This window comes from Arcticibacterium sp. SM2516, from assembly GCF_057914865.1.
Window position 1 is genome coordinate 4,606,345 of the sequence record NZ_CP195290.1, and the last position, 25,893, is coordinate 4,632,237.

Genomic DNA, 25,893 nt, shown 5'->3' on the forward strand with positions numbered 1-25,893 from the left:
GTCTAAATAAGAAGAGGCTTGAGAAATTTAAGAAATCTTTTGTTTTGTGGTTTTACGGCTTTGTCTTTTCCGGGCTTTGCACAGGTGGTCTTTACGGGACAGGTGATGGATGCAGACAAAGTAGAACCAGTTCCTTTTGCTCATGTAATTTTGGAAAAAACGTCAAAAGGAACGCAAACAGACGAAAACGGTCGCTTCGAAATATTGGGAATTAAAGAAGGCCATTATGACGTCTTGGTAAGTTCATTGGGTTACTCTAAAAAGGCCTTGAAAATGAATTTAAATACATCTGTGGAGAACTATGAAATTGCATTAAAAGAAGATATCGGTGAATTGGACGAAATCTTGGTTACAGCGAAATCAACCAAGACAAAAATAGAGACGAAGGGTTTTGCGGTTAACGCCATAGAAACCAAAGACATTAAGTTTCAATCTGTGCAGGCCATGGATTTATTAGACCAAAGTGCGGGTGTCCGTATAAAACAATCTGGTGGGCAAGGTTCTAGAGTGGTTTATAATATCAATGGTTTGTCTGGTAGTTCTATTAGGATATTCATTGACGGCGTACCTGTTGAGAATTATGGACCCTCTTTTTCATTAAGTAGCATCCCTACAAATTTGATTGAAAGAATAGAGGTTTATAAAGGCGTAGTTCCAGCAGAGTTGGCCACGGATGCATTGGGTGGAGCCATCAATATTATACTGACCGAAGCGGCAAAAAACACGATGAACGTGGCCTATTCTATGGGTTCGTTTAATACACATAATGCGAACATAAACACCACCTTAAGGAATAAGAAGACGGGTCTTACCCTGAATGCTTCTGGATTTTATAACTACTCCGACAATAACTACGATGTCTGGGGAAATCAGATTTATATCACGAACAAGTTGGGGAAGATTGACTATGTCACGGCCAAGAGGTTTCACGACGCTTACCAATCGTACGGTGCTAAGATTGACCTGGGTGTGTCTGATAAAAAATGGGCAGATAAGGCTTATGTAGGTATGGTACTTTCTGAGCTAGATAAAGATGTGCAGCACGGTGCTACCATGGAAACCGTTTACGCTTACAGAAGAGCATATCAAAATACTAGAATGTTTAATGCTACTTATAAAAAAGATGGGTTTCTGTTTAAAAATCTAGACCTGTCTCTTTTTGGCTCTCAATCTAACCTAAAGCGAAACGTTGTGGACACCGTAGCCTATATTACCAACTGGTATGGGGAGTTATCAGACTTTAATGAAGATGGCAAATGGGAAGAGTGGTCTTCTGGGGCAGAGGCAGGAGAACCTACTTTAAATCTAGATGTAGAAAACACATTTACGATAAAGGCCAATGGTATTTACAATTTTAATGAGGGGAATAGGTTAGTCTTTAATTTTCTTAAAACAGGTTTTCAAAGAAAGCCAGATGACCCGCTTAGGCCTTTGGCAGAAAGAGAACTCATAGATACAAGATTTCTTAATAAAGATGTATACGGATTGGCCCTAGAAAACTCTCTTTTCAATGATAAATTAAAATCGTCTCTATTCTTTAAATATTATCAGCAAAATGTACGGCTTAAAGATGCCGTAAGGGCATCTAGAGGTGGGGCGGTTAGTTCTTTTGAGTATGATAAAGACACCCAAAGGAATGGAGGGGGTTTAGCCATTTCTTATCAAGTGTTAAAGAAAGTTCAGCTGATGACCTCATTTGAAAACGCCATCAGACTTCCAACGGACCAAGAGGTTTTTGGAAATACTGCCGAAAACATCAATCCTTCTTATGGGCTTAATCCTGAGAGCAGTCAAAATTTAAATTTAGGTCTTAATCTCGGACCGTTTAGAGCCAATGGGCATATGGTGAAGTTAACGAGTAATTTCTTCTTTAGAGATACTAAAGGGATGATTCGTCAGGCCATTGCTAATCAGCAAGACGAGACTTTTTCTTTCGAAAATCAAGATGCCGTTATTAGTAAAGGTGTTGATTCAGAATTGAACTATGCTTACTCAGAAAAGCTGTTTTTGAAGCTAGGAGTTTCTGTCTTTAATGCTCGTTTTAATAAGCAGTTTGACGCCAATGGATCGCAGTATATTTATTTCGGCGACCGTTTGAGAAACGAGCCCTACTTTACCTTAAATAATAATACCAGATATAATTTTAACCTAAAGGGAAACCGCATTTCTGTCTATCATAACCTTGGTTATGTCCATGAGTTTTTTAGAGATTGGGAAAGTCTAGGGAGTGCAGGAAAGGATATTATTCCAATACAATTGGTCAACGATGTGGGCTTAGCATTTACACTTCCCAATAATAAGATAATACTCAGCATTGACGCAAAGAATATTTTCAATGAACAGGTTTTTGACAACTATGCTTTGCAAAAGGCTGGAAGAGCTTTTTATACTAAACTGAACTATAATATTTTTTAAAAAATAAATAATGAAAATCAACTTTAATAACATTAAAACCATAGCGGCTCTAACAGGTTTATTTTTTGCAACAGCAAGCTGCGATACAGGCACGATAGATCCAGTAATAGGAGAAGAGGGAGGAGAAAGGGCGTTTTCTGTGGCAATGGCTGTAGGCTCGGGAAGTGTGTCTACCACCTATGTTCAAAACCTGATAGACTTAAGTTCTGGAACAATAAGCTTTGACGGATTTGGTTTTGAAGTACCTTCTTCTAGAACAGCCAGAATTTTTACTTCGGCAGACGGGAAGTCGCTTTATGATTTAGATTACGGCGGGGGTAGAATCTACAAATTTGGCGTAAAGGGCGGTCAGAACTATACCCAGCTTTCTGAAACAAACGTAGAATATGCCATTGGTACTACAAATCCAAGGTGGACGAGAATAGACGACGATTATGCCATGCTGCATAATGTGGTTACAGAAAGAGTTTATGATGCCACTTCTGGTGCTTTCATCAGAACGCAGCCTAAGGCTAGAATCATGTCGGTGAACTTAGGAAATCTTGAGATAGGTAAAATTGAAGAGTTTGAGATTCCTGTTAGTGCGGAAGACGAGGCTCTTGGTGATTACGTTTTCAGAATAGATGCACCTATTGTAGCTGGAGGTAAGGCGTATTATGGAATGGGTAAGAGCAGCTATGATGCAGCTACTGATGCCAGAAAAAATGCTACATATAACAGTGTAGAAACATTAGTGGTAGATTATCCTTCGCTGACCAACCCAAAGATTATAAAGTCTGGTGTGGATGGAGCAAAAGGTGCCACTAATGGATACCGAACCCCAGTTTGTCATGTGGATGAAAGTGGTGATGTGTACCAGTTGATTTCTGTTCCAAACAGCTCTTATGATACCTATATTTTGAAAATAAAGGGTGGAGCGTATGACAACTCTTTTAGCTTTAATTTATCAGACATGTTGGGTGAGAATGTGACTTCAAACGGTTGGTTTTATGCAGGAAATGGCATTGGTTACGTTCCCTATGCCAATACAGATTTAGGAGGAACAGCAGACGCCGTTTGGTCTGTAGCCAGGATCGACATTAAGAATAATACGGCCATCAAATTAAACTTGCCATCAAAGTTATGGTTACAGCAATATCAAAATAGCGTGGTAAAAGATGGCAAATTTTACATGGCTTTGGCTCCTCTAGGACAGGAGGGCAACATCTACATTTTTGATATAGCTTCTACTTCTCCAGATGGTTTTGTGAAAGGGGCTGCTCTCAAAACGGGAGCCGACGCATACTACATTGGTGTATACTAAGCGGAATTAAATTAAACATATCAAATAGCATTTCCTCTTTGGGTTTTGCTGACTTAAACAGCATTTGTAATGATAATAAAAAACGGACTAAAACTTGGCTTAACGCTGCTCACGATCTTGCTATTAACGGGTAGTGTATATGCTCAAAGCAAAAACATTTTTCATGACCGAGGTTTTTGGGCTAAAAAGCCGAGTATTGAAAACATTGAAGCTAAGATTTCTGAAGGGAACGACATCATGGAGATGGGTCCTAATGGATGGGACGGTACACTATTGGCGATTATGGCAGATGCTCCCTATAAAACGGTAAAGCATCTTCTTGACAAAGGCCCAGATGTCAACCAAATGACGCATCATTCTAATAATTATTTGATGTGGACGGCGATGAAGGGAAATTTGCCTGTCATGGAGTTATTGGTAGAAAAAGGCTCTCGAACAGACCTTATCAATAGCCACGGTCAATCTTTACTCATGCATGTAGCCCTCAGCGGAAAGGCAGATAAAGCCCTTTATGAGTTCTGCTTGGCTCATGGAGCCGACATGGTGAACGATAAAGAAGAACATGGCAAGAATGTAGCTCTAGTAGCTATCGGGAAACTGGAAGACTTGTCTTTTCTGGATTATTTTGTTGAGAAAGGCGTGCGTTTAGAAAGCAAAGATGCGGAAGGTAATGGTTTGTTTCATGCTGCTGTTTCAAGCGGCAATTTGGAGACTTTGAAGTTTTTAGTGTCCAAGGGGATTGGATATGAGCCTAATGCTCAAACGGGAGAAAACGCCTTCAATTTTGTGGGTGTGGGCAGAACGCCTGTGGTGAGTGTGGAGCTTTTGGCGTATTTAAAAGATTTGGGTTTAAACCCTGCCAATGTTACCAAAGAAGGTCAATCTGCTTTGCATAACTTAGCAGGAAGAGCTGGAGACGTCCGTGTTTTCGACTATTTCTTAAAGGAGGGCCTAAATTCAAATACGCCTAATAAAGATGGTGACACGCCGCTTTTATTGGCTGCTAGAAATGGTAAAGAAGAAATAGTGAAGTATTGGGTTGAGAAATCTCAAGATATTAATTTGAGGAATAAGAAAGGTCAAACGCCTGTCGCCTTAGCCATTGAAGGGAATAATAGCCTTAAAGTGCTTCAGCATTTAGCCAATAATGGAGCTGATTTTAAATGGAAAGATGAAAAAGGTAGAAACCTTGCTTATGCTTTAACCATTTCTTTCAATGGAAAAATAGGCGATTATCTGGCTAAATTAGACTACCTGAAAAGTAAAGGTGTCAATCCCGCGGATGAAGCCCTTTTACATATAGCTGTAGAAAAGGGTGAGTTTGAACTTCTAAAGTTTCTTTTAGAAGAAGGAGTCAATATAAACAAGTCTAATCTTGATGGTTACACACCGCTTCATTATGCTGCCATGAACGCTAAAGACACAGGTATGCTTAAGTTTTTAGTGGACAAAGGTGCTGACACTTTAATGAAAACGGAATTTGAAGAATCAGTTCACGACTTAGCCTTAGAAAATGAAGCCTTAGAGCATGTAGACTTAAGCTTTTTGAAAGGAAGCAGATAAAATTTTAACAGATGAAAAAAAGAAAATATTTTTTGACTTATATAACGATATTTTGTGCCCTGATTTTTTCTTCGGGATATTCCTCAAAGGCAACGCAATATAAATGCTTGGTTCAACTCACCAATTATACGGGAGAGGGTGCTTATGTGGTCGTTTCTCTTTTAGACGAGAAAGGAGCCTATAAAAGAACACTACAGGTTTTTGGAAAAGAAGAACGCTGGTATGATGATATCCCTAGTTGGTGGAAGTTTTACAGTGCCACCAAAGAAAATTTAGATGGTATTTCTGGGGCATCTATAACCGCTGGAAGTAGAAAAGTGGTTTCGTTCACTTTTGATGAATCAGAAATTAATAAGGGCTATAAGCTAAGGTTTGAGTCTTCTGTAGAAAATCAGAAATATGTAGAAAAAGATCTTCAAATGGATTTAAGTACAGCCAATATTGGCGTTAGCAAAAACGGTACGGGTTATATCAGGTACGTAAAACTAATAAAGGTTTAAGTTGATAAAATATCGTCCTATTTTTAACTGGAGAGGTCTCCATTTTGTGCTCGCAGCCATTTCAGGAATCTTTTTATTGATAGCTGCGAGTACAGGTGTCGTCCTTTCTTTTGAGCCCATGCTTCACAGTAAGGCTTTAAATGGAGCTGATGACATTTTGTTGAGCGACCTTTTGGCCACCTTAAATGCTACCTATCTGGAGGTGTTTAGTGTGGCCAGAGATAACTATGGGAACATCAAGATTGAAGCCATAGGTGAGGTCTCGGACGGAACATTTTATATTAATCCTTTTGATGGCTCTGAACTGAAAAACATAGCCGGTGAGCATCCTGTTTTTGACTTTTGTAGGGATTTGCACCGTTCTCTTTTCTTAAAACAAACCGGACGTTTCTTTTTAGGTGTGGCATCGGTTGCGATGCTTTTTCTGTCTGTAAGTGGTATTTTCCTTCTTTTAAAAAGGGTAGGAGACTGGAAACAATTTCTGTCAAAAATAGTCGTCCTAGATTTTAGTAGAGATAACCATGCTCGCCTAGGTCGCTGGTTTCTAGTTCCCGTCTTGGTTATTTCACTTTCTGGCAGTATGCTTTTTTGGAATAGATTTATGCCAGCCAAAGCGTTGAACAGTGAACGTCTGAACTTGGTAGAGGTTACTGAAGGTAATCATTTTGAAAAAGTGAAGCTTGGTGATATAAAGGAGCTACTCTTTCCTGTTTCGGGAGATCCAGCAGAGTTTTACGAACTAAAAACTCATACCCAAACGCTATTATTAAACCAGGAAAGTGGAGTCTTGGTGTCTTTGATGAACCATCCCATTGCCAGTGTCTTGCATGATATTAGCTTTCAGTGGCATACAGGAGAGGGTTTGGGGGTGATTTATGCCATATTAATGTTGTTGAGCTCTTTCGCCACTTTATTTTTCCTGTATTCGGGTGTACAGATGAGTCGTGGTAAACTAAGAAAAAGTGCTAAAAATACTGTTTCACTTGAAAATGCCAGCCATGTCGTCTTGGTGGGTTCAGAAACGGGACACATCTACAGGTTTGCAGAAACCATTCTTCAAGCTTTGCTTCAGTCTGGCGAGATGGCCTTTATGTGTTCCATGAATGACATTAAGGAGGCTCCCCAACTAAAACAGCTGCTGGTTTTTACATCTACTTATGGAGATGGCGATGCACCAGAAAATGCAAATAGGTTTATGGATAAGATAGAGCTGTTAAAGGATCAGAAGTTTGATTATTCTGTTTTAGGATTTGGATCAAAGAGCTATAAGCATTATTGTCAATTTGCTTTTGATGCTGCTGATGTTTTAAAAGGACTTCCTTTTTCATCACCTACCTTGCCCGTTAAAACGGTCAGCGACCTTTCTATTTCGGAGTTTTTGGATTGGCTAAATGCTTGGAGAAAACAGACTGGAAGTGCTCTAGAGCTAAACCTGGAAGAACTGAAGATTTCTAGAAATCCTAAAACCTGTAATTTCAAAATTATTAACCGACAGGAAAGTAAAAACCCATTGGACGACACTTTCCTATTGGAAATAGATGGTTCGGAATCCACCGATAAGATTCATTCAGGAGACCTTTTAGGGGTTTATCTGCCAGAAAGTAACATTGAAAGGTATTATTCGATAGCCTATATTGAAAAGACAGGAAACATATTGCTAAGCATAAAAAGGACAGGTTTGTGTTCTAATTATTTAGGTGCTTTAAACAAAGGACATGAGATAAAAGCATTTGTGAAAAAGAACCCTTCTTTTTATCCAGACACCCATACTGATCAAGTTTTACTTATTGGAAATGGTACAGGTATTGCTCCATTTTTAGGTTTTATGGAGAATAATAAGCATGCTGAAATCTCATTGTTTTGGGGAGGACAAACGCAATCATCTTTTGTTTTGTATGAGCCATTACTGAAAGATTTTGGTGTTTTAAAAGCGAATCATTTGGCTTTTTCTAGAGAATCACCTCAAATGTATGTGCAAGACATAGTGGTGAAAAATAAAATACAAGTAGTAAATATTATTAAAGGCGGAGGTCAAATAATGATATGTGGTTCGCTTAAAATGCGAGAAGGTGTTTATGAGAAATTAAACGAAATATTTAGAGTGTTTGAACTACCCTGTGTGCAGCATTTGATAGAGAAAGAAAGAATCCTGACAGATTGTTATTAAACCCGCTTTATGCACTAGAAAATCTCCCTATAGCTATCGGGACCGTAGCTATATTGATTCAAATGAGTTCATAAACACACTTAAATCACTTGCCAGAACCCTTCGAGATTCGCTCAGGGTAAACCGCTAGGCTAATCTCGTTTAAATGCCTGATTTATTCCAATTTAAAACTCATTACGATTCTCCAATGCTAACTCTATGATGCTATAAAAAACAATCGCTTTAAACGAAAAAAGCTCCTCGACAAAATCAAGGAGCTTTTCGTTATCTTAAAATAAACTAAATCGGTATCGCTTCTAATCTTAATTGCTCTTCTACGGCTTTTCTTTCATCCACCTCAGAAAATTGGATACTAAAACCAACTAGTCCAATGACGGAAACGATGGCTCCAAAAATCAAGAAACAATCTTCTAAAGGTGTGCCTGTTCTCAGCATATATTGTGCGTAAAAAACGGCTCCTACATTTCCACCAGCACCTACTATTCCAGATACTGCTCCTAAGCTTCTTTTGTTGATAAAAGGTACTACGGAGTAGGTGGCTCCCTCGGCCATTTGGACAAAGAGACTGAAGAATATCATCATTCCTACGGCCATTGGCAATACACTCATTCTAGAGAAGACCATCAATAATAAGCCTTCTATCACCATCACCACGACCAGCCATCTTACACGACCTGTCAGTCCAGATTTTACAGAGAATTTGTCTCCGAGCCATCCACCTGTGGACCTCGCAAAAATGTTCATAAGTCCAAAAAGCGAGGCGATTAAACCTGCGGAGGTTTCATTCAGCTCAAATCTGTTTTGGTAATAAGTAGCAGCCTTACCGTTTACAAATAATTCCATCCCGAAACAGCCTGCATACATCAGGAATAGTACCCAAACTCTATAGTCGCTAGCGGCATCGGCAAATAAGCCTTTTTCTCCTTCTTTTACTTGTGGTCTGTCTTCAGGAAGGTCTTCATAGTTTCCTTTTGGGCAGTCTGTGGTGTATTTCCAGTAAAGGTATGCTACACCCAACATGATAATAGCGGGTACAAACATCGCAGAACGCCACTGTGCCCATTCAGAGTTAGAGAAACCCCATGCTGCCATTCCAGAAGCCAGTAATGGCATAATGGCTTGTGTAACGCCTCCTCCTAAGTTTCCCCAACCTGCAGTAGTGGCGTTTGCCAAACCTACAATTTTAGGAGAAAACATCACAGAAGTATGATACTGTGTAATAACAAAAGATGCTCCTATAACGCCAATGGCTAGTCGAGAAATGAGGTAAGAGGTCCAATCAAATGCAAATGCAGAACCGGCGACAGCGAAAGAACCAAAAATCAAAAGATAAACGTAAGCTTTTCTAGGACCAATTTTGTCGCAAAGAGGGCCAATAAGTAAACGGGCAATAATGGTAATACCAACAGAGGCAATAAACGCGATAGCTTCCTGTGCTTTAGACAATGAAAGGTCTGGCTGAATGGAGGCATTCATTAATGGAGCATGAGCAAACCATCCAAAAAAGCATAAAAAGAAGGCAAACCAAGTTAAATGAAATGTTCTCATCTGGATAGTGCCAAGACTGAAGATGTCTATTTTGATGGCTTTCTCCCCTGTACTAAGTGTATTCATGATAGTAAAGTTTAAAATTTGGAATTCGTTAATAGATTTTATTTGTCGGATGTGAAGAGGGTAGGCTTGAAGGTGATCATGGCCCATGCCCAGTTGTTAGATTTTAGGTTTCCTGACCTAAGAGCTAGCATGGTATCTGTGCCGAATAATTGCGAAAATCCTAAGTTCACGGTAATATCACTGCCTATTTTCTGTGCATAAACCAGATCTATTTCGGTACCCATCGCGGCTGAAAGCGTTTCGCCGCTTTCGGAACTTTGCTCTGCACCTGTTAAAAATTCATGAGCTTGGGCTAGAAGGTTGCCTTTGCCCAGCTTAAAGGAGGTTTTAATATAAATATCTTGAACACCCACGGAGCCATTTGCTGGGCCTACATAGAAATAGTCCATAAATCCGTTATGAGCATGGTTGGTCCCATAATCTGGGCTGAAGGCAGTTGTCTTACCATTATTGTCTTTACCAGAAACATATTCATAACCAATGGTAATTGGGGTTACTTTGGTCTTTAAAGTGGCGTTAACGCCAGCTAAAAGTGCGTTTACATTAGTAGTGCCTATTTTCCCACTTTGGTAATACACATCTGCAGCTAGTTTGACTTTGCCCACATTCTTAGAGCCAATAAAACCGAATGTTTGTTTATTAGACAGTGTGGAATCTGGATTTTGAGTGCCGGCATTTAGGGCCAATAAGGAAACCGCTGCACCATCTAGCTCTTTATGGTACCAAGCGTATTGCAGCGTTTTGTATTGGCCAGCACCAAGCGAGTAAAAATTGACGTTATTTTGTTGTAATAAGACTGGCTCCGCAATGTCGTTATCGGTATTGAAAGCAAAACCCAAATGAAGTTTTGATTTGGCAACTTCATCTTCAACTTTAAGGAGCAAAGCATCGTGTCTCCTGCCTTGTTGAGCCCATTCTAGCCCCCCTAAGAATCTTTCATTGTCGTAAGAGATAATTTGACGTCCTAGTTTTATAGATACTTTTTCTGTGAACATCAACTCTCCCCAAGCTTCGCTTAAAAATGAGTTGCCAACGTCAGATTTAAATACTTGAGGAATTTCGCCCCAGTATCTGACATCTTGAAGAGCAAGTTTCATTTTGTATTTAGGCTGTTCGTAGTCAAAATATACCCTACTTCTTTGCTCCACAAAAAAAGCGGGTTCAAAACCTGTAGATGAAGGTGTTTTGAATCCATTTCTAAATTCTGCTCGCGGTCTTATTTCTGCAGATAACTTAAACTGCCCATAGCTCTGAAAGGCTATGGTGAGCAAGCTCAAAATAGTAAACAACCTAAACGGTATTTGGAAATATCTTTTCATAAACACTATTGTTTTTATTATTGAAAAACGAAAACAACAACTAAGTATAAATACTTATTGTATACTCAAATGTATTTATGCGTTTGTTAGGTATGAAGTGATAAAGAATAATTATTTATAATTTATTGAAATAATACAATAATATCTCTTACAAGTGAAGATGAGCGGTCTAAAAGATGGCGTATATAGCAAAGTGCAGTATTAAATATTGAGTTTCCTCTATTGTTTAGATGAATCTGTGGAGGCTTTGATCTTTGTGTGGGAGCTGGTTTCCTATATTGTTTAGCTTGGGCCAAGGGGTGTGCTAAATACTCATAAGTGGATATGAGTATTTAGTCTTTTAAGGTTTATGCTAAAGTGAGGTCTTCTTGCTCGCTTAGTTGGAAGCTAGATTTGGGTGCTTCGCAAACGGAGCAAAGGTATGTGTTGGGTAATTCTTCAAATTTTACCCCAGGAAGAATTCCATTCATTTCGTCTCCAAAGGTTGGGTCGTAAATGGTGAGGCAAGACGGGCATTGATGAAGGCTTCTAGAGGTCTTTTTTTGAATTTCGGGTGCTTTGGTAGAGTTTTCAAAGCGGATTTCGTATGCGATATGCTCGTTGAATTCTAAAATGGATTTTCTAAGTTTTTCAGGTAGTGAAAATGCAAAGATATTTTTCGCAAAATAGGCTATTTTTCTTCCGTTTGGATCATAGTCGGTGGTGTAGGTGATGTCGTAGAGGTTAATAAAAGGGAGGACTTTTAGTTTTTTTTGTTTCACCAATATCGAAGCGAAAACCTCAGTTTTTGGAAACGTTTTGATGCCTAGGCATATGCCAAAAGTTCGTAGATCGTTCTTGTTAAAATGGCTTACCAGTTTGTTCTTGAGTTTGATGGCATCTGGTGAAGCGTCTTCTATTTGCCAGTTGAGTTCATTGGCGGCATGTCTTACGTTGATGTCGTGTTTGGCGAGTAGTCCACTCCAATCATTTCTGTCATCTTCCTTAATGTTTTTGATTATAATGGACTTCCAAGGCGTTAGGCAAATCTCTCCTATTTTGGTTTTACGGCAAAGTCTGCATAGGTCTTGAAGAAAGTCTATTTGGAATGTTTCACTTCTACGGTAAATGCCTAGCCAGGATTTTTTTCCGTATCTGTTGAAACCTTCATAGTATGGAAGGGTGAATTTTGGTAGTACTAATTTTTCTTCTGCCTGTACAGTAATCATATTTGGTAAATCCTCAAAAGAGATATTTCCAGTTAATATTCTTTCGTCCAGTATTTTGGAGATTTTAGCTATTTCATTGCTGAATATTAATTTGTCATAAGCTATGAGGTCGTTTGATTTGGGCTTGCGAATATATAAGTACCAGAAGTTAGGTTGATCAGATGAGATGAAATTTATATGACCAGAAAAGAAAGGCGTAAAGCTTTGTTGGCTGTCGGAGATGTTAATTTTGGCTCTTGGATTATAGTCAAAAGCGTCAATAATGTCTTTGTAAATTCCTTCTCTTAACCAGTTTCCTCTTTGGAAAACCTCTTCAGAAACGTAGGATGTTACCACATTTGGATGTGGGTTTTCGTCCATATAAAAATCAATGCTCGCAGAGTTCATTTTCGAGACAAAGCTTTTTTCATGGGTATAGGAAAGATACATGATCATTTGTTGGCGAAGTCCAAACCTCACTTGCGTAATTTCGCATTCCGACGCAATGCTAAGAATTTTTTGCAACTCGCCAGGGGAGGCGTTGCCTCCTATAAAGTTTGTTCTGATGGTAAAATATCCTGTCATGTCTAATTTTATTTTAATGAAATTTAGCTCAGTCCTTTATTGTCCTTGCGTCATTTATTCCAAAACCAAGATCTCCTTTTCTCTTAATGTAGCTTCCAGTATGCCCCTTACTTCTGGTCTGCAGGAGCCGCAGCCTGTTCCTGCTCCACTGGTGTCGCATAAGTCCTGAAATTTGGTACATCCTCCGTTTATTCTCTCTTTGAGGTTGCCCTCTCCTACATTATTGCAAGAGCAAATAAGTTTACCTTTTACGGGTTCCGCTTTTTGTCCGGACCTGAGCAGTTGGAGTCTCTTTTCGGAGAGTTCAATGCCTTTGGAGATAAGATCTCTGTATTCTAAAAATTCCGATTTGTCTCCAATTAAAATGGCACCTACTAGTCGGTCGTTTTTTACCAAGCATTTTTTATAGTAGCGTTTTGCTTTATCTATAAAAATGACTTCTTCGTAGTCTTTGGCAGTAGCACCTTGTGGTATTTCTATTTCACCCAAAGAGCAAAGCTCTACGCCTGCCATTTTTAGAATATTCATGGACAATGAGCCTTTGTAGTAGGCTGCCAAGTCGCCAGATAAGTATTTCGCAACCACTTCCGCTTGCTGTTCTGCGGCGGCAGTAATTCCCCACATTTCGCCTTGCCATTGGGCTATTTCGCCACAGGCGAAAATGTCTGGATCCGATGTTTGCATATATTCATTGACTTCTATGCCTCTGTTACATACCAAGCCTGCGTCTCTTGCTATTTCTATTGCAGGGCTGGTTCCCGCGGCTACCACCATAAGGCTGCAGTCGAGTTTTCTTCCAGACTTCAACCTTACCCCTTCTATAGCTTCTGTGCCGTAAAATTGTTCAACTTCATCATTGTAAAATGTTTCAACACCAAGAGCTTCAATTTCTTCATGAAGAATAGCACTTCCTGTTGGGTCTAGTTGCCGGTCCATGAATCTTCCGATACGTTGAACCACAGTCACAGGCACATTTATTTCCCTCAAAGATGCAGCCAGTTCTAGTCCTAAAAGTCCTCCACCCACAATGATGGCCTTGCCGTTTTTGGCTAGAAAGGGCTTAATAGAGTCGGCGTCGATACGGCTTCTCATATTAAAAATACCCGGGATTTTGGGGAAATTTCTTGGCATAAACGCACGGCTACCCATTCCTAGGAAAAGTTTATCGTAGGCGTGCTCTTCTCCCTTGTCGTCTATAACTACTTTGTTTTTTCTGTCAATGCTCTCGATGCCCGTTCCTTTGTTGACCTTGATTCTGTTTTCTAAAAACTGGTCTTCTCGTAGTTTTACGAGCTGATTCCAGTTTTGCGTTCCGCTGATATAGTCTGGCAGCATAACACGATTATAAAAAGGATATATTTCCTTAGAAAACACCTCGATGTCGTCAGTTTGGTTTAGTTGGCGATAAGCGGAAATGAAGCCAAGACCTGCAGAGCCAGCTCCAATCACGATAATTTTTTCTTTAGGTTTTCTATAAGGTTTCACCTCAACGGCCGCATACTTAAAGTCGGGTTCTTTTGATATTGGGTCTACCAAATCACTTGTGAGGTTATTGGCTCTGCCAAAGTTATTGTTTACTATTTTGCCCCAATGCATAGGTAAAAAGCAGGTGCCTTTTCTTACGGAGTCGGTCACTTTGGCTTTTACTTTTACCTGTCCTCTTTTTCCATTGACGGTTACCACCTGATCTTCCTTGATGTTTCTTTCTGAAGCATCTTCGGGGTGTATTTCTAGAAATGGCGTGTCTATATGTTGATTGAGTTTGCTTACTTTTCCAGTTTTCGTTCTGGTGTGCCATTGATCTCTTATGCGACCCGTGAGTAAAACCAACGGGAATTCTTCAGACACTTGTTCGGATGGATTTTTTCCATCCACTGCATTAATTTGTGCTTTTTGGTTTGGGGTGTAAAATATGTTGTCTTCAAATAGGCGGCTGCTGTCTTTTGAGAATGTTTTGTCTGCAGGGTACGGCCATTGGATTGTTTGTTTTTTAAGTAGTTCGTAATTAATTCCCGAGCAGTCTATATTTGTGCCGATGGTGCTTTTGGCGTATTCGTCATAAATGTCTGAACTGGAGTTGTACTTAAAATGACTTCCCCAGCCCATTTGTGAAGCAAATTTGCAGATAATTTCTGCATCTGGTAAGCATTCGCCTGGGGCGTCAATGGCTTTTTCCAAATAGGAAACCCTTCTTTCTGCATTGGTCATGGTGCCTTCTTTTTCTGCCCATCCAGCGGCAGGAAGTATGACGTCCGCAAAGTCTACGGTGTCTGCATTTTTTGAGATATCTTGTACCACTACAAATTTCGCTTTCTTAAGGGCGGCCTCTACCTTATTGGCGTCTGGCATACTGACAAGAGGATTGGTGCAGATGATCCAAATGGCTTTAAGTTTACCGCTATCTAGGGCCGAAAACATTTCTGTGGCCGATAGTCCAGGCTTTTGTGAGATGCCCGCTACACCCCAAAAGTCTTCCATTTCTGCAATATGGGTAGGGTTGTTCAACTCTCTATGAGAGGCGAGCATATTGGAGAGTCCGCCTACCTCTCTGCCGCCCATGGCATTTGGCTGTCCGGTTAAGGAGAATGGTCCATTTCCTGGTTTGCCTATTTTGCCCGTGATTAGTGATAGGTTTATCAGCGAAAGGTTTTTGTTGACGCCTATTACGCTTTGATTTAAACCCATTGTCCACATAGATAGAAAGCCTTTGGCTTCACCAATCCATTGAGCAGTTTGAGTTATTTTTTCGGAGTCAATCCCGCATATACAAGCGTATTCTTCTGTGGTTTTTTCAAAGACTTTTTCTTTGTATTTGTCAAAGCCGTCTGAATGGTTTTTAATGAATTTGGAATCTGTAAATCCAAGTTCTATGAGTACCCTTCCTATGGCATTATTAAAATAAACATCCGTGCCAGGTATAAGTGGAACGAAGAGGTCAGAGCTGTTGGCCGTTTGTGTTTTTCTAGGATCCACACAAATGATCTTGACGTTTGGGTTGGCGGCTTTGTGTGCTTCTACTCTTCTCCAGAGTATAGGGTGACACCAAGCAGGATTTGCTCCTTCTACTAAAATAACATCACTTAATTCTATATCATCATAGCAAACCGGTACGCTGTCTTCGCCTAATGTTTTTTTGTAACCTACCACGGCGGAGCTCATGCATAGTCTAGAGTTGGTGTCAATATTGTTGGAGCCAATAAAGCCCTTCATAAGTTTATTCCAAAGGTAGTATTCTTCTGTAAGGCATTGACCAGATACATAAAAGCCAACTGATTCGGGGCCATGTTTTTTGATGATGCTTTTGAAAACGGCAGCAGTCCTTTCAATAGCCGAGTCCCAACTTACCTTTTGCAGGGGCATGCTTCGATGCATTCTCATTTCTGGAAATAGAAGTCGATCGGTGGTGTCGTTCACGGTATGGTGAAGATTCATGCCTTTGGAGCACAGCATTCCACGGTTTACAGGGTGATCTTTGTCTCCTTCTACCATTATTTTGCCATCGGGAGACTTTGAGATCTCTATTCCGCATCCTACGCCACAGTAACTGCAAGTAGATTTATATTTTTGAGCCATATTCCTAGATATTTATGAGGCTGTTTGTTTCCAAATAGCTCTTTACGTATTGTGGGCAGCTTCTTACGGTTTCTCCTATGATGATAACTGCCGGATTGCCAATGTTCTCTTTTTTTGCTTTTTCAACAATGTTCTGCACTTCCCCGAGCACCATTTTCTCTTCGGGTTTTGTGCCGTTTTGTATGATGGCCACTGGTGTTGCATCTTTTCCTTCATTGGAAAAAATATGCATTATCTCTTCAAGCTTGCTGGTGCCCATCAATATGATGATTGTTGCGGAAGACTGAGCTGCCAGGGTCATGTCTTTCGGTAGTGTGTTTTCTTTGGTGTGACCCGTGAGAACCCAAAAGCTGTCTGCCACACCTCTTTTGGTGACGGGTATATGATTAAGGGTGGGTACGGCTACGGAGCTAGAGATGCCTGGGATGATTTCTGTCTCAATTCCAAAGGAGGCAGCGTATTCTAATTCTTCAAATCCTCTTCCGAAAATCACAGGGTCTCCACCTTTTAATCGAGCTACCTTTTTTCCGCTTAGAGCATTCTGAATAATGATTCTATTGATCTCATCTTGTGAAACACTATGTTTTCCAAATCGCTTGCCTACAAAAATTATTTCTGCTTTAGGAGAAGCGTGTTCTAATAATGAAGGGTTGGCTAGGGCATCATATAGGATAACGTCAGCCACTGCAAGTGCCTTGACGGCTTTTAAAGTGATTAGATCTTTGTCTCCTGGTCCCGCTCCTATTAGTGATAATTTCATATCGATGAGTATTAATACTTATTTTGCATTGCTTCATATTGTCATACAAAAGAATGTATATCTAGTGTGTAATGCAAATTAAACGTCTTAAATATTGAATATGTGCAAAATTAAAGAATAAAAGTTTTTAAAATTGAAAAAATGCCATACATTTGAACTAACGATAAATACTTAGGTATAACTAAATATTTATATAGTACAATTTAGTTAGTTATTGCACAGAATAATTTCAAAGTATAATGGGAAAGTCCAAAATTGTAGTCATAGGTAATGGAATGGTGGGGTATAAATTTTGTGAAAAGGCTATAGGGTCTTCACTAAATACTCATTTAGAGATTGTAGTTTTTGGTGAGGAGCCAAGACCAGCCTATGATAGGGTTCATCTTAGTTCGTATTTTGGTGAAAAGACGCTTGATGAGTTAACCATGGCTCCTCTGTCATGGTACGAGAGAAATAATATTAAAATTCATTTAGGAGATCCAGTTTTAGAATTGGATAAAGTGAATAAGCAAGTGACTTCTCATAGAGGTGTGGTTGAATCGTATGATTACCTGGTTTTTGCCACGGGGTCAGGGGCATTTGTACCGCCTATAAAAGGTGTTGAGTTGGATGGGGTTTTTGTTTATAGAACCATAGAGGACTTGGATATGATGAAATCTCACGCTAAAAAGGCTAAAACGGGTGTAGTGATAGGAGGAGGCTTGTTGGGTTTAGAAGCTGCCAAAGCATTACTTGACTTAGGCGTTTCTGATGCTCACGTGGTGGAATTTGCACCTAGATTAATGCCAAGGCAGATTGATGCTGCCGGTTCTGGTGTGTTAGAAAGTAAATTGGCAGAGCTAGGCATTAAAGTACATGCGAATAAGAATACAGAAAACTTCATTGGAGAGAATACCGTAACGGGTTTAAAGTTTTATGATGGCGAAATCTTGAATGCCGAAATGGTCGTTATTTCTGCTGGAATTAAACCAAGAGATGAGCTGGCGAAAGCGGCAGGTTTAGAAACTGGGCTGAGAGGCGGAATTGCAGTCAATGAAGTCATGGAGACTTCTGAGGAAGACATTTATGCCATTGGCGAATGTGCCCTTTATAATCATATGATATATGGTTTGGTGGCTCCTGGCTATGAAATGGCCGAGGTGGCATTAAATAGTATAGCCAAGAAAATAACGAATGATGTCGTTTCCAAGCGATCAGCCTTTACCGGTTTTGACATGTCAACCAAGCTGAAGCTTATAGGGGTTGATGTGGCCAGTTTTGGGAATGCTTTTGTGGAAGCCCCAGACTGTAAAACCATCACTTTCGAAGATAGAGCAAAAGGGATTTATAAACGCGTAAATGTTTCCAATGACGGGAAACAGCTTTTGGGAGGGATATTGATAGGTGATGCCGAGCAATATAATATGCTATTGCAAACCGTGAATAGTAAAATGCCTATTCCCGAAAACGCCGAGGAACTTATTTTGGGCTCTAGAGGTGGAGAAGAAGCCGGTTCTGGCATCATGGCTATTTCAGATTATGCTTTGATTTGTTCTTGCGAAGCGGTTACCAAAGGTGATATTCTGGAGCAAGTAGAAAAAGGGTGCTCGACTTTAGGAGGTCTTAAGAAATCCACAAAGGCTTGTACGGGCTGTGGAGGTTGCACGCCAATGGTGAAAGATCTACTAAATGCGGCACTGGCGGCTCAAGGTGTTTTGGTAAGAAATGTGATTTGCGAGCATTTTGACCATACCCGTCAAGAGATATTGAGCTTAACCAAGCTTAAAGGTCTTAAAACTTATGACGAAGTACTAGATGCAATAGGCAATGGAGATGGCTGTGAAACCTGCAAACCTGCTGTGGCCTCGATTTTAGCTAGCCTTTGGGGAGAAAACGTACTAGAAAAAGGAAGGGTTACTGCTCAAGATTCCAACGATAGATTTTTGGCCAACATTCAGCGTGGAGGAACATACTCTGTGGTACCAAGAATCCCTGCAGGAGAAATTACACCTGAAAAATTGATAGTGATAGGAGAGGTGGCTAAGAAATATGGATTGTATACCAAAATTACCGGTGGGCAGCGAATAGATATGTTTGGAGCTCATGTGGGCGATTTGCCAAACATCTGGGAAGAGTTGATTGCCGCAGGTTTTGAAACGGGTCAAGCCTATGGTAAATCTTTAAGAACGGTAAAAAGTTGTGTAGGGACTACTTGGTGTAGATTCGGTGTTCAAGATGCGGTGAGTTTCGCCATAGAAGTAGAAAACAGATACAAGGGATTACGTTCGCCACATAAATTGAAAGGTGGCGTGTCTGGATGTGTAAGAGAGTGTGCTGAAGCCAGAGGGAAAGATTTTGGGATTATAGCCACTGAAATAGGTTGGAACCTTTATGTGGGCGGTAATGGCGGAGCTACTCCGCGTCATGCAGAGCTTTTAGCCACAGATCTAAGCGACGAAAGATGTAAACAGCTTATTGATAGATTCCTGATGTTTTACATTCAAACGGCCGAACCATTACAAAGAACGTCCGCATGGATGGACAAAATGGAAGGAGGCTTGGCCTACTTGAAAACCGTGATTATGGATGACGTTTTGGGCATTTGCAAAGAGTTGGATGCAGACATGCAAAAATTGGTCGACGGGTATAAATGCGAATGGACAGAGGCCGTTACCAATCCTGAAATACGTAAGCAGTTTACGCACTTTGTAAATGCTCCAGAAGAAAAAGACCCAACCGTAGAGCTGGTTCCTTTTAGAGAGCAAGTAAAAGCAAAAGACTGGAATTGAAAAAAATAAAAGAGATTGAAAATGGAAGCATTATTTGAAACAATAACGTGGGTAAAAGCCTGCAAAACAGAAGATATTCCAGCTAACGGCGGTGGCTGTGTGCTTATTAACGGAGAACAGATTGCTATTTATAATTTTGAGCGAAGGGGAGAGTGGTATGCCACTCAAAACCTTTGTCCCCATAAGCAACAAATGGTGCTTTCAAGAGGCATGATAGGAGCTTTAGAAGGGGAGCCCAAAGTAGCCTGTCCTTTTCATAAAAAGAATTTTTCATTAAAAACGGGAACATGTATGGGCGAGGAGGATTACCAGCTACAGACATATGAGGTTAAAGTGGAAGGTGGAGAGGTATTTATAGGGCTTTAAATCTTTATATGCTTAGTTTTGCTTATGAAGAATATCTCTGATTTATAGATGATTCCAATAGACAAAACCGTAGCAAAAAGGTTAACCGGTCAATATATTGTGGCATTGTCCATTGTGGCCATATTGACCATTTGTGGGCATACTTTAATACAATTTACCCTTTTAAATGTTTCTGACAACAGCCATGTGGTGAATTTGGCGGGTCGGCAAAGAATGCTTTCTCAGCGACTCACAAAATCATTTCTTCTTAAAACACATGCTAATCAAGCATGGGATGAGGAGTCTCAAGGGTCTTTTGAGCAAAGCTTTTCAGACTGGAAGAAAACACATATCGGGCTTAGAGATAATAAACTCACTGATGAGAAAAGGTATGAGGTAAATAACTCAAAGAAAATAAATATCATGTTTAAGGAGATTGAACCCTTCTATAAAAACATGGAGAGGCTATTTGATGAGGTTATGGAGGGCCGCTCACTTCAGCCATCAGAGGTTTTGGACTTACTGCAGAGCGAGAAAGACTTTTTGAAAACAATGGATAACATCGTTTACCAATACGATCATGAAGCTACGCAAAGGGTTGCCATTTTAAGGGCTTTCGAATTCCTGATTCTGTTTCTTACTTTACTTACCTTGTTTGTAGAGTTTATTTTCATATTTAATCCTCTGGCAACTTATGTGGAGGGGGTTATTGGGGAGCTCACCAGCTCAGAGCAAAATCTTTTGGCTGCCAATAATCAGCTTTCGGTGTCCAATAAAATGCTCTTAAAAACGCAAGAAGACCTCAACAAAGCCACGCAAGAGAAATATGAGAATAAGCGAAAACAAGATCAGATAAGATCGGCCTACTTGCTGGAAGGTCAGGAAGAAGAGCGGAAACGGATGTCTCGCGAAATACATGATGGTTTGGGTCAAATGCTTACAGGGATTAAATTGAGTCTTGGCAGGTTAAACTCCCCTGACATGGATCCTAAGCTTAGAAAGGCTTATGATCATATGAAGCAGCTTACCAATGAAACCATAGAAGCCACAAGGGGCATTTCTTTTAATCTTATGCCCACCGCTCTGAATGATTTTGGGATAGCATCTGCATTAAAGATTTTTGCTCACCAAGCACAGAACGGACAAGAATTGGAGTTTTCTATTGAGGTTGCCCAGCCAGAAAAACGATACGCTCAAAACATTGAAATAAATATTTATAGAATTGTACAAGAAGCCATCAATAATATCATTAAGCACTCCAAAGCCAAAATGGCAAAAGTGAAATTAGAGGAGAATAATGGTCTTTTGGAATTAAGTATTACAGATAATGGCAAGGGTTTTAATCCAGAAAAATTGAAGGCCGAGCGTCAGTCGCTTATTCATAATGGACTAGAAAATATAAAAATGAGAGTAACGCTTTTGAGTGGCACCTTTAGACTAACCACATTAGAGGGAGAAGGAACTGATATTTTCATTAAATTGCCGTTTGAATCTATTGAATAATAATGGCTGATATTAAGGTTTTATTAGTAGACGACCACGAGGTGGTGCGTAAAGGCATGAGTTTTCTTCTTGAAGATGAGCCAAGTTTAGAAATAGTGGGAGAAGCCAGTGGAGGAAGAGAAGCCTTAGAGAAAATCCCAGTTTTACAGCCAAATTTGATTTTGCTAGATATAAATATGCCTGAAATGAACGGTATAGAGGCTGCTAAACTGATTAATAAGAAATTTCCGAAGGTTAAAATTCTTATTTTTTCCATGCATAACGACCCCGATTATATTCTGAAAAGTATTGAGAGTAAAGTGGATGGCTATATTCTGAAGGATGCAGATAAAGAGGAGATTGTGAAAGCGATGTATGTGGTTCATAATGGCGAAAAATATTTCCCTGCGGAGGTTTCTGCCATTTTGGTTTCTGCCATGCAGAGCCATGCTGGAATAAAACCTATGAATTCTAATCAGAAGGTTTTAGGTGTTTTGTCTAAAAAGGAAATAGAAGTATTGAAGTTTATTGCGGACGGAAAAAGCAGTAAGGACATCGCAGAGAAATTAGGACTAAGCATAAGAACGGTGAGTAACCACAGGGCCAATATGCTAAAAAAAACCAACCTCAATAATACAGCGGAGTTGGTAAGAATAGCCAGTACAGAGGGACTTTAATTTGGGCTTATGAACTACCCCATTTACCTAGACTATGCAGCCACCACACCGGTAGATAAAAAGGTTTTAGAAACTATGCTGCCTTATTTTAGCGAGCATTTTGGCAATGCCGCCAGTAGGTTTCATGCCTATGGTTGGGAGGCGGAGGAGGCTGTTGATTTAGCTAAAGCAAAAATAGCAAAGAGTCTTAATTGGCGTTCAGATGAAATAGTTTTTACCAGTGGAGCCACGGAATCAATTAATTTAGCTTTAAAAGGTATTTTTGAGGACTTTAAAGGGCATTTGATAACTTTTGAGACCGAACATAAAGCGACCTTAGATACTGCTGATTATTTAGAAAGTAGAGGAGTTAAGGTTTCTAGAATTGGCGTTTCGAGAAATGGAGAAATTGATTTAGCCGAATTAGAAAAAGCTATTCAGCCAGAGACCAAATTGATTTCTATCATGCATGTCAATAATGAAACAGGTGTGATAATTTCGGTTTCGGAGGTCATAGCTTTGGCTCATAAAAAAGGAGTCTTGGTGCATATGGATGCTTCGCAATCTTTGGGTAAGATAGCATTGCCAAAAGACGTAGATTTGATAAGTTTCTCTGGGCATAAAATATATGGACCAAAAGGCGTAGGTGTACTTTTGGTAAAAAAAGAAATAAAGCTTTCCGCTCAAATTCATGGCGGTCGTCATCAAAGAAACCGTAGAAGCGGAACGTTAAATGTTCCAGGTATTGTTGGTGTAGCAGAGGCGGTATCAAAGTGTAATATTGAAGAAAACCATGCTATAGCTTTGCTTAAAAGCAAGTTTGAAAATGACCTTACCAAAGCTCTTCCTTTTATAAGTGTCAATGGAAGTCAAAATGGTAGAGTAGGGAATATTTCAAACCTGTGTTTTAAAGGTTTAGACGGAGAAGCGTTAATGATGAAACTGAATAAAATAGCAGTTTCAAACGGCTCGGCATGTAATTCGGCATCCACGGAGCCATCTTATGTCTTAAAAGCAATGGGGCTTTCAGAACAAGATGCATTTAGTTCACTTCGTTTTAGTTTGGGTAGATTTACCACAAAAGAAGACATGGAAAACACGAAGAACCATGTGATAGAAATAGTTAAAAATTATGCTAATAGATAATCACGGAAGACCCATCACATATTTAAGATTGGCAGTTACAGACCGCTGTAATCTTCGGTGTTTCTATTGTATGCCAGAGGAGGGGATTACCTTTTTACCAAAACCACATTTACTCACTTTTGAGGAAATGCTGAGAATGGTCAGAATGATGGCCGAGCTAGGTATTAAAAAAGTGAGGATAACAGGTGGGGAGCCTTTTGTAAGAAAAGAGCTGATGAGTTTTTTGAGAGCTTTGGTAGCGATTCCGGGCATTGAAAAAGTTAACATTACCACCAATGGCGTTTTGACAGAACAATTAGTTCCTGAGTTAAAAGCTATAGGAATAAGTTCTATCAATCTAAGCTTAGATACCCTGGACAGAGAAAGGTTTAAAGAAATGACTCGCAGAGATGAGCTGCCAAATGTTTTAAGAACACTAGACGCTTTGCTCGATCATGAAATAGATACTAAAATTAATGCCGTGGTGATGGCTGGTAAAAATGACCAAGACATTTTACCATTGGTTGGTTTGAGTGAAGAAATGCCCGTTTCGGTAAGGTTTATAGAAGAAATGCCTTTCAATGGTAGTGGGTTAAACGAAGCTGCCTTTATGAGCTATCATAAAATCCTTGACATCATAAAAGAGGCACATCCTTCATTAGCCAAATTAAAAGATGAAGCCAGCTCTACTTCGTATAATTACAGCATCGCAAATCATCTTGGAAACGTGGGCGTAATTGCCGCTTATAGCAGAACATTTTGCGGAACTTGTAATAGAATTAGAGTAACGCCAACGGGTACGCTAAAAACCTGTCTTTATGACGACGGCGTTTTGAATATTAGAGATTTATTAAGGAGTAATACCGACGATGTGGAAATAAAAGAAATACTCACAAAGGTATTTACCAACAGGCATAAAGATGGATTTGAAGCAGAAGCCAACAGAAAGTCTATTGTAACAGAAAGTATGACCACCATTGGTGGATAAATAATCAACCCATGATTAAATTAGAAGACTTTGAAGTTTGGTTTATTACGGGAAGCCAGCATTTATATGGAGAAGAAACACTTCGCCAAGTAGATGAGCATTCTCAAGAGATAGTCGCCTTTTTTCAAACTTCTGAAAAAATAACGGTCAACGTGATTTTTAAGCCCGTCGTAAAGTCACCAGAAGAAATCCTTGCAATGCTCAGTGCCGCTAATGCTCAAGAAAACTGCGTAGGCATTGTCGCATGGATGCATACTTTCTCGCCAGCCAAAATGTGGATAAATGGCTTAAATGCTTTACAGAAGCCTTTATTGCATCTTCATACGCAGTTCAATAGAGATATTCCTTTTGCTAACATTGATATGGATTTCATGAATCTTAATCAGTCCGCACATGGCGATAGGGAGTTTGGTCATATACTGACCAAAATGAAAATCAACAGAAAAACAGTGGTTGGTCACTGGCAAGACCCTGAGGTTTTAGAAAGCATCAATGTTTGGACTAGAGTGGCGGTAGCCGCTCATGAAATGAAGACGTTGAAAGTGGCTAGGTTTGGCGACAATATGAGAGAGGTGGCAGTGACGGATGGCGACAAGGTAGCTGCTCAAATGAAATTTGGTTTTTCTGTCAATACGCACCCAGTCGGAGATTTAGTGGCGTACATTAATAAAGTAACGGATGCCGAAATCAAGACGCTTATTGAGGAATATAAATCTGTTTATAAAATGATGCCTTCTTTAGCAGAAGGTGAAGAGAAATATGAATCTTTGGTAGAAGCTGCCAGAATAGAATTAGGAATGAAAACCTTTTTGGATGAAGGTTGTTTTGGAGCATACACCAATACTTTTGAAGACTTACACGGCATGCGTCAGCTGCCTGGCATTGGTTCACAAAGAATGATGGCGGCAGGTTACGGTTATGGCGGTGAAGGAGATTGGAAAACCTCTGCCATGGTGAGAATTTTAAAAACGATGGCCGTTGGTATGAAAGGGGGAAACTCTTTCATGGAAGATTATACTTATCATTTCAATCCTGAAAACCCGATGGTTTTGGGTTCTCATATGTTAGAAATTTGCCCAAGTATTAGCACTGGCGAAGTAGCATGCGAAATCCATCCATTAGGTATTGGCGGAAAAGAAGATCCCGTAAGATTGGTGTTTAACGGAGATGCAGGGCCTGCTATGAATGTGTCTTTAGTAGATATGGGAGATGGCTTCCGTTTAATTGTAAACTTAGTTCAGGGTTTAGAGGTAACCGAGAAGTTCCCAAAACTACCGACTGCTAGAGTGATGTGGCGACCAGAGTCAAGCATGAAAGAAGGCTTGAAACAATGGCTAGAAGCTGGTGGTGCTCATCATACGGTTTATAGTCAAAACTTGTCTTTAGAATACATGGAAGACTTTGCTAAAATGTTTGATTTGGAATTGGTCGTGATTAGGTAGTTTTGTGGTTTCTTTCTATAAAGTCTCCTGCTTAGTCGAGTGTCTTTGGTATTGTAGATTAATAATGTCATTATGGTTTTTGTTAATGTATTTCACTAATT

Annotated in this window: 17 protein-coding genes; 12 read left to right on the forward strand and 5 right to left on the reverse strand. The window is 39.8% G+C overall.

The window, feature by feature from the left end:
• Positions 1 to 18: 18 nt before the first annotated feature.
• From ACSBFT_RS19095 to ACSBFT_RS19115, 5 genes are all read left to right on the forward strand, one after another.
• Positions 19 to 2,415 (forward strand): carboxypeptidase-like regulatory domain-containing protein, encoded by a 2,397-nt coding sequence (locus ACSBFT_RS19095; protein WP_489602044.1) that lies wholly within the window; start codon positions 19 to 21, stop codon positions 2,413 to 2,415.
• Positions 2,416 to 2,425: 10 nt separating this feature from the next.
• Positions 2,426 to 3,718, forward strand: coding sequence for a DUF4374 domain-containing protein (locus ACSBFT_RS19100; RefSeq protein ID WP_489602045.1), 1,293 nt, complete (start codon positions 2,426 to 2,428; stop codon positions 3,716 to 3,718).
• A gap of 69 nt (positions 3,719 to 3,787) precedes the next feature.
• Complete coding sequence (locus ACSBFT_RS19105) at positions 3,788 to 5,281, forward strand: ankyrin repeat domain-containing protein (protein WP_489602046.1); 1,494 nt, start codon at positions 3,788 to 3,790, stop codon at positions 5,279 to 5,281.
• Positions 5,282 to 5,292: 11 nt separating this feature from the next.
• Positions 5,293 to 5,781, forward strand: a complete 489-nt coding sequence (locus ACSBFT_RS19110) for a DUF2271 domain-containing protein (RefSeq protein WP_463046466.1) — start codon at positions 5,293 to 5,295, stop codon at positions 5,779 to 5,781.
• A gap of 1 nt (position 5,782) precedes the next feature.
• On the forward strand, positions 5,783 to 7,948 hold the full coding sequence (locus ACSBFT_RS19115; protein ID WP_489602047.1) for a PepSY domain-containing protein: 2,166 nt from the start codon (positions 5,783 to 5,785) through the stop codon (positions 7,946 to 7,948).
• A 279-nt stretch (positions 7,949 to 8,227) separates the two neighbouring features.
• On the opposite strand, the gene ACSBFT_RS19120 is transcribed toward ACSBFT_RS19115, so the two are convergent.
• The 5 genes from ACSBFT_RS19120 to cobA all read right to left on the reverse strand — a co-directional run bounded on the left by ACSBFT_RS19120 (position 8,228) and on the right by cobA (position 16,986).
• On the reverse strand, positions 8,228 to 9,562 hold the full coding sequence (locus ACSBFT_RS19120) for an MFS transporter (protein ID WP_463046468.1): 1,335 nt from the start codon (positions 9,560 to 9,562) through the stop codon (positions 8,228 to 8,230).
• Between the two features lie 38 nt (positions 9,563 to 9,600).
• Positions 9,601 to 10,881 (reverse strand): alginate export family protein, encoded by a 1,281-nt coding sequence (locus ACSBFT_RS19125; protein ID WP_489602048.1) that lies wholly within the window; start codon positions 10,879 to 10,881, stop codon positions 9,601 to 9,603.
• A 347-nt stretch (positions 10,882 to 11,228) separates the two neighbouring features.
• A complete protein-coding gene (locus ACSBFT_RS19130; RefSeq protein ID WP_463046470.1) occupies positions 11,229 to 12,653 on the reverse strand; it encodes a rubredoxin in 1,425 nt (474 codons plus the stop codon).
• A 54-nt stretch (positions 12,654 to 12,707) separates the two neighbouring features.
• Entirely contained in the window at positions 12,708 to 16,226 is a 3,519-nt protein-coding gene (locus ACSBFT_RS19135; RefSeq protein WP_489602049.1) for a molybdopterin-dependent oxidoreductase, read from the reverse strand.
• 4 nt (positions 16,227 to 16,230) lie between these two features.
• Positions 16,231 to 16,986 carry a uroporphyrinogen-III C-methyltransferase gene (gene cobA / locus ACSBFT_RS19140; RefSeq protein WP_489602050.1) on the reverse strand — a complete coding sequence of 252 codons (756 nt, stop codon included), beginning with the start codon at positions 16,984 to 16,986 and terminating at the stop codon, positions 16,231 to 16,233.
• A 239-nt stretch (positions 16,987 to 17,225) separates the two neighbouring features.
• On the opposite strand from cobA, the gene nirB reads away from it, so the two are divergent.
• From nirB to araA, 7 genes are read left to right on the forward strand one after another with little or no spacing between them, the layout of a single operon-like run.
• Complete coding sequence (gene nirB / locus ACSBFT_RS19145; protein ID WP_489602051.1) at positions 17,226 to 19,754, forward strand: nitrite reductase large subunit NirB; 2,529 nt, start codon at positions 17,226 to 17,228, stop codon at positions 19,752 to 19,754.
• A 21-nt stretch (positions 19,755 to 19,775) separates the two neighbouring features.
• A complete protein-coding gene (gene nirD / locus ACSBFT_RS19150) occupies positions 19,776 to 20,120 on the forward strand; it encodes a nitrite reductase small subunit NirD (RefSeq protein ID WP_489602052.1) in 345 nt (114 codons plus the stop codon).
• A gap of 48 nt (positions 20,121 to 20,168) precedes the next feature.
• Positions 20,169 to 21,602: an ATP-binding protein gene (locus tag ACSBFT_RS19155; protein WP_489602053.1), complete on the forward strand. Its 1,434-nt coding sequence runs from the start codon at positions 20,169 to 20,171 to the stop codon at positions 21,600 to 21,602.
• A 2-nt stretch (positions 21,603 to 21,604) separates the two neighbouring features.
• A complete protein-coding gene (locus tag ACSBFT_RS19160) occupies positions 21,605 to 22,258 on the forward strand; it encodes a response regulator transcription factor (RefSeq protein ID WP_489602054.1) in 654 nt (217 codons plus the stop codon).
• A gap of 9 nt (positions 22,259 to 22,267) precedes the next feature.
• The gene (locus tag ACSBFT_RS19165) at positions 22,268 to 23,383 is read left to right on the forward strand and encodes a cysteine desulfurase family protein (protein ID WP_489602055.1); all 1,116 of its coding nucleotides are present in this window, start codon (positions 22,268 to 22,270) and stop codon (positions 23,381 to 23,383) included.
• On the forward strand, positions 23,370 to 24,350 hold the full coding sequence (moaA, locus tag ACSBFT_RS19170) for a GTP 3',8-cyclase MoaA (protein WP_489602056.1): 981 nt from the start codon (positions 23,370 to 23,372) through the stop codon (positions 24,348 to 24,350). Before ACSBFT_RS19165 ends, moaA begins: the two co-directional genes overlap by 14 nt.
• 11 nt (positions 24,351 to 24,361) lie before the next feature.
• Positions 24,362 to 25,792, forward strand: a complete 1,431-nt coding sequence (gene araA / locus ACSBFT_RS19175) for an L-arabinose isomerase (protein WP_489602057.1) — start codon at positions 24,362 to 24,364, stop codon at positions 25,790 to 25,792.
• Positions 25,793 to 25,893 lie beyond the last annotated feature (101 nt).